The organism is Bartonella sp. AA86SXKL, from assembly GCF_042196885.1.
Window position 1 is genome coordinate 317001 of record NZ_JBHIRE010000001.1, and the last position, 6000, is coordinate 323000.

At 37.7% G+C, this 6000-nt stretch carries 6 protein-coding genes; all 6 read right to left on the reverse strand.

Annotation, left to right across the window (positions count from 1 at the left end; all coding sequences use genetic code 11):
- Positions 1–542 precede the first annotated feature (542 nt).
- The 6 genes from ACFIO5_RS01200 to ACFIO5_RS01225 all read right to left on the reverse strand — a co-directional run bounded on the left by ACFIO5_RS01200 (position 543) and on the right by ACFIO5_RS01225 (position 5839).
- On the reverse strand, positions 543–818 hold the full coding sequence (locus ACFIO5_RS01200; RefSeq protein WP_375668537.1) for a hypothetical protein: 276 nt from the start codon (positions 816–818) through the stop codon (positions 543–545).
- Positions 819–1984: 1166 nt separating this feature from the next.
- Positions 1985–3046, reverse strand: a complete 1062-nt coding sequence (gene virB11, locus ACFIO5_RS01205) for a P-type DNA transfer ATPase VirB11 (RefSeq protein WP_375705054.1) — start codon at positions 3044–3046, stop codon at positions 1985–1987.
- Positions 3021–4178: a type IV secretion system protein VirB10 gene (gene virB10 / locus ACFIO5_RS01210; RefSeq protein ID WP_375636573.1), complete on the reverse strand. Its 1158-nt coding sequence runs from the start codon at positions 4176–4178 to the stop codon at positions 3021–3023. Before virB10 ends, virB11 begins: the two co-directional genes overlap by 26 nt.
- Positions 4178–4984, reverse strand: a complete 807-nt coding sequence (virB9, locus tag ACFIO5_RS01215) for a P-type conjugative transfer protein VirB9 (protein WP_375606008.1) — start codon at positions 4982–4984, stop codon at positions 4178–4180. The genes virB10 and virB9 overlap by 1 nt, the downstream gene beginning before the upstream one ends.
- 13 nt (positions 4985–4997) lie before the next feature.
- A complete protein-coding gene (locus ACFIO5_RS01220; RefSeq protein ID WP_375606007.1) occupies positions 4998–5699 on the reverse strand; it encodes a VirB8 family type IV secretion system protein in 702 nt (233 codons plus the stop codon).
- Entirely contained in the window at positions 5696–5839 is a 144-nt protein-coding gene (locus ACFIO5_RS01225; protein WP_015857026.1) for a hypothetical protein, read from the reverse strand. The genes ACFIO5_RS01220 and ACFIO5_RS01225 overlap by 4 nt, the downstream gene beginning before the upstream one ends.
- Positions 5840–6000 lie beyond the last annotated feature (161 nt).

Consider the following 6000-nt stretch of genomic DNA (forward strand, 5'->3'; position numbering starts at 1 on the left):
ATTGTTTGCAGATCAGTGGCGTGTTAAGAGGCTTCGTCCTTTGAGGTGTGATAGGTGGAGTCTGTTAGCCAATTACGTAAACTAGAGCGAAATCTACGTGGACAGGTTTTTAGTCTAATCTCTCTTATATATTGTGATAGGAAATTCACATTAATAAGGACTACGACCGGTTACAGAAAACAGAAATCATTGCGAAAAAACAAGCGTGCTTATTTTAAAATTTTTAATATTATGTGATCATAATGGCATGTGAAATCTCCTGTAGTATCACGCAGACCGTTCGTATTCTCGAGCCAAGAATTGTTCATATATCCTCTTCAATCTGATCTTCACGAATTGATGCAAGAGATGGGTACGAACACCTGTAAGAATAAGCAGATGCAAAGCCAGTTGTATCATTATTGTTGCTTTGCAGAGTGTTTGATAAAAATCTGGAACATTTCTCCAATTCATTGCCGGTTTATTAATGACTTTATGGCGTTGTTTTTCTAAAAGAGCTTTTGCTGTTGCAGCTTTTACTTATCAAATGGGAGTTAAGAGTATTATGTATCTCTGTTGACGTAATCTTTGAAAGTTGCTATACAGCCGCCTAATTTGAGGAGAATATGAAGCTGTAAAGGTGCAAACCAGTTTCCATTTTTAGCATCATTTTTTAATTCTGCTTTACGACTTTCAAAAGCATCTAGAGTAATGTCTTTTAAATAATAGAGATTACGCATTGCTTCACGCTTTTGTTTCTCTCGTTCTTTAATAAGATCAAAACCCTTATGTAAAACAGAACGCCCCGAACCAAATACACTTTGCTTGTCAATTTGCACGCTTGTTTTTAAGAAACCTTTCTTTAAGGTGCCTAAGCTTATTTCACTACAGAGTTCGTGGATGGTATAATGGTAAAGCCCCGATGAATAATATAAAATTTATAGAGCATCTCCATTTTTACACTTCATAAAAGAACAAGTTGGGCGCCATTAGACACTTTGCAAACTCCCAATGTTGTGACAATTTTGGGCATTTTGGATGGTTTATAAAAGGCATTTTTAGTGCTTTTTGTACAGTTTCATTCTATACGGCTTTATTTACTTATAATGTGCAAGAGACATGGTTTTGGTTAATAAACAGCTTTGAAATGAGAGAATCCTACGGTATTAAGATCTTTTATCCAACACGCAAAATAATGAACACTCTTTATAAGACAATGTGATGCATCTTAAGAAGAGTGATTGTAGATCTGTGCTTTTAGGAATTTTTTCTTTTTGAGGTGCAGAGAAGAGAGCAGGAATATTCAGAGTAGAGCTTACCTTATGTAATCTATGGATATCGTCTTTAGGAGAGGGACATAAGCCACGTGATATGGTTAGCAAAGCTTGCTTAAGAGAAATTTGGTTGTTTACGAACAACTGGAGGTTAAGAATCTTTCTTCGTCCGAAGAAGACGTTGATATGCCACTATACTTTTTATTACCAAATAGAATGTGGTTTATGGATGCTAAATTGAAATGATAATTTATTTCGTATGAGGTTTTCCGTATTTGGAGATTGTTTGGTTAAAAAACACATTTATTAATCACTTGAAGATAGCACTTAGAATTTTTAAACGATAAGTTTTGGTCTTGATGACGATAATTGTTTGTGATGATCGAAAGTATCTATTTTACGAAGCTTTCATTGATAGGCGAATCAAAATTTATTCTTTTCTTTTGTTTAAATATTTATTTTGCAGCTATTTTTTCTTTTTTGCATCAAAGATACTTTTTCAAAAGGTAAATGGAAAGAATGATCAAAGGCAAGAGAATAGAGAGAGCCTTATGTATAATTTGGTTTTCTCGTAGAGTTGTTGTCTATTAACTTTTTTCTTTTTTTCTTCATGAAGAGTGTAGAAAATCCATTGGAGAAGCAAAGAGAATAGGAAAAGTTAAATAAATAGCCGTAACAATTAGTTACGGCTATTTTTGTTTGCTTCATATTACCGAGAGAGGAAGCTCCCCTTAAGCGATTTTTGATTTAGCAAAAATCGGGTCGTAAAAGACTTCAGAGAGTTTTCTATCTTTAAAGAACAACACTACGTCAACTGTTGTATAGAGAACGATTTTTATCATTTCTAACTCGAGTTGCCGGCCAATTTCTGATCTTTTAATCAAGGTGGCACATCGCTCAAATGTCTGCAAAGCGCTGTTGGCATGCGTTGTTGTAATCGATCCGGGATGACCAGTGTTGAGCGAATTGAGATATTCCCATGCTTCATTGCCTCGCAATTCAGCGAGAAAAATTCTGTCAGGCGACTGACGCATACACGCATCTAGGCATTCTTCAGCTGAAACACGACCTACATTGTTACCATAAATCATATGTACATGATTGGGATGATTGGGTAGAAAAAGCTCATGAACATCTTCAATTGTGATAATACGCTCCTCTACAGGGACCTTTTCAATTAAAGAGCGAGCAAATGTTGTTTTACCAGATCCTGTTTTGCCTGCGATAATAATGTTGCGTTTGTGAAGGACGCATTTTTCCAAAAATTCAAGAATTTTTCCCTCACGTTTACTTTGTAAGAGTTGAACTTCAAATGGTTCCAACCGTGTGAAGTCCTGCCTCGATAACAAGTTATTGGCTTCTTTTGCTGAAGGCTTATTAAAACTTACATCAGAAAAATCGTCAAAAGCCCCTTCTTCTTTGAGTTCTTCTAACGTCTTAACTATGAGAGAATGTTTACGAATTACAAAGGAAAGAGCACCATCAACAACAGCTGGTGTTTGTATAATTGTACCACGTTGCCCACCAGGCAAGAGCACATAATTAATACTTCTGGGAGCCATACCGTTATAAACGATAATAGCTGTAATAAGCGTTTGCAAAAAAGTGGTTGTTAACTCTGGTACGCTATGTACTTGCCAACCCTTAAAGCTTTTCGTCCATACTTCACAGGGGCGGCAAATCGATAATTCAGTGATCGTGGGATCTTCTAAAAAACAATCAAGCGGTTGCAGAAGCTGAAAAACTGCTTGATCTTTTTGTATCGAGTTAACGTGTGACGAGACTGTAGACATCGCTGAAATCCAGATCACGAGCAACAAAAATATTTACTCGTTCGCCTTGGTTTTTGTAAAGTGTTGGTGTGATATTGATGGAATTTTGAAGAACATCGATTGCTATAGATTCAGCATTCTGAGCTCCTTTATTTTGTGAGTTATCTTTATTTTCTTTGCTGCTTTTACCAACTTTTCCTCTTACCCATTCTCCTAAATCACCGATAATGCTTACCATAATTGCACTACCAAATCGTTCCCAAAAATGTCTGTCAACCCAGCCACCAATACCCGCTTCACCCAGAGGACCTGTGCCTGGTGAGTCAAGATTGACAACAACACCAGAAGGCGTTTCAATGCGTAACCATTGCACAAACACGCGCGTTTGTCCTTGTTGTATGCCACTTTGGTAAAAACCAACAACTTTAGAACCACGGTCAAGCAAAACAACACGTCCACTCGTGGAATAAATATCGCGTGTTAAATGACACGTCGTCATTCCGGGTTGTGATGTAATGATTTTTGTTTCTAACGTACAATCTATTTGCGTTCCTTGTGTAATCAAAAAGTCACGGTTACGAAGTTGCATCGCATGTGATTGACCTAAACGCACGGGCTGAAGGTTATCAAATAATACGCCATTACCTCTATCATTATTCGATGCTTTATTATTTGTATCTGTAGATCCTTCGCTACCACCGTTGTTAAGGCTAGAACTGAGCATACGTTTGCGTGCTAATTCTTCAGAATCTTGGAGCATATGTGGAGGAATGGCTGTTTGAAGAAGTTTACTCAATGCCGGTGGAATATCCAAGTTTGAATCTTCTGTTTGTGTTGATTTTTCTGTTTCTTCTACAATCTTTGGCTCTTCTATAATCCGAGGGACATAGTTTGGTATAATTTGCTGTACTATTTGTTGTGGTTTTTCTTCCTCAACCTCCACGGTATTACGCATTTTAAAAGCTTTCCAAGTCAAGGCAATCGGTATCGCTACTATGACAATAAGTCCTACCATTAACAATGCACGGGTACCTGGAATTGTTGGACGACGTTCAGAACCTAGTTCGGACCCTCCATAGGTACCTTCAATATGTTTTTGTTCGACGTTGTCCAGTTTTGTACCTTTTCCCTCTCCTTCCTTATTGTCAAACATCATTTTCCTCCTTTATTGATACGATAAACCACCGAAGATACTGTCCCTGTTGTGTTTGGTACGCCATTGGGGTCATAGGCTTCATTAAAAACAGCTAGAGCGCGTTTACCAAGCCGTATAAGCCATTTAGGATTGACCTTATGAACGGCGATAATATCATTAGAACTGCCGATAACGGTGCGTGGTATTAAGCTTTCATTACCTTCAGCATCTACGACATAAATCGATGGCATATCCATGTTAGCGGGAAATTTAAAGTAAGTAATACGCCCATTGTCCCAAGCATTTATCGGAGCAATATCTTGGTGACCACTCATGGTATAACTGAGATTATAGCCGTTGACGCTTTGGTGAAAACCACGTTCAATCGCAAGGCGCCGATTGTTTTCTTCTGACTTTTCATCGTTTGAATCGGGATAATGGAAAGCCAATTCATATGTTGATCCCGCACGGTCATTCCGAAATTGTAGTCGGAATTTATAACTCCGTTTGTCGGTTACAACGATGAGATTGGTATTGGCAAGTTCTGCTTTTGGTTTAATAAAAATATGCCGCCCTTTATGAGCAAAGGCATAGGCTTCAGAATCGCCAAAGGCATGAGTTATGTACTGTTCACCTTCTTCAAGAATAATATGTGTTGCCACACCAAGAACTGTTTCGATTTGAACCACATCGGCTTCGTTATATGTTATATAGCGAATGCGGTGATCATATTGTGAATTTGATGGACTTTTGAGCGCCTGCACAGGTACCGTATAAAGAGAAGAAAACGAAGACAATAGAACAACGAACGCAAGTTTTTTCATAACAATCAATTCCTTAATCATTCAACAGTATTTCTGGGTCAGAACGGTAACTTGTTACTTGAAAACCAAGGGGGTTAAGCAATCGATCAGATGATTTCATGGGTGCACCAACATAGGTGTAACCAATTGTTGCAATTTGGTGCTGTTTTGGTCCAGTAGCAGCACCGTTGCTGTCAAGTTGCTGAGTCGTAAAACGTACAGTTGCTTGACCGAGTCCATTAGGCTGGATTGATCGTACTTTAACTGTAATACGTGCTTTGTTGGAAAGCACTTTGTCCCGTGCATTTTCTCCATCATAGATTTTATAATATTCTTGTTGAACAGATGCCGCACTTAAAAGTGCTGTTGTGTCATAGTTCAGTTGAATAGTATCGTAGTCGTAAGTTTCGCGGTTAAGCACATATTGATTTAGCCAATATCTATCTACAACTTCACCATAGCTTTCTTCGTGTTCACGCATGATTGAGATAACATCAACTGCACCTGTCGTATTATCAACGCGCAATACTAAGGGAGTTGGAGCTGGTTGAGAAAATCCAACAACTCCACATATCATACCGAATAAGCCAAAAAGACCCACAGTACTCGCAACACGCCATGCCGTTCTGCGCGACCTTATAAATTCATTGATAAGATCACGTTCTAAGCCACGGCTTTCTTCATAATAACTTCTAAGTTGTTCGGCTTTCACTGGTTTTGCTTGTTTTGTTTTCATCTGTCTCCTCGCTTGATTTCGGCAGGGATTGTTTTATTAATAGGCACGCGGTTCCTATCATTGGGCTGTTTTAGCTTTGGTGCTAATGCACAAGCCGATAAAAGGTTTGCAATCAAAATTACAAGAATGATATTTTTCATTTTAATATGACTCTTTTTACTGTTATATACATTCTGATATTTGTTGTCATTATTATAATTTTGACACTAAAGTAAAGTGTATAGTTTACGATAATTTATCTTTTCTTAATTTCATTTTTTAATTTATGAAAATAGCTCAATTTCAGTGCGAATATTTTTTA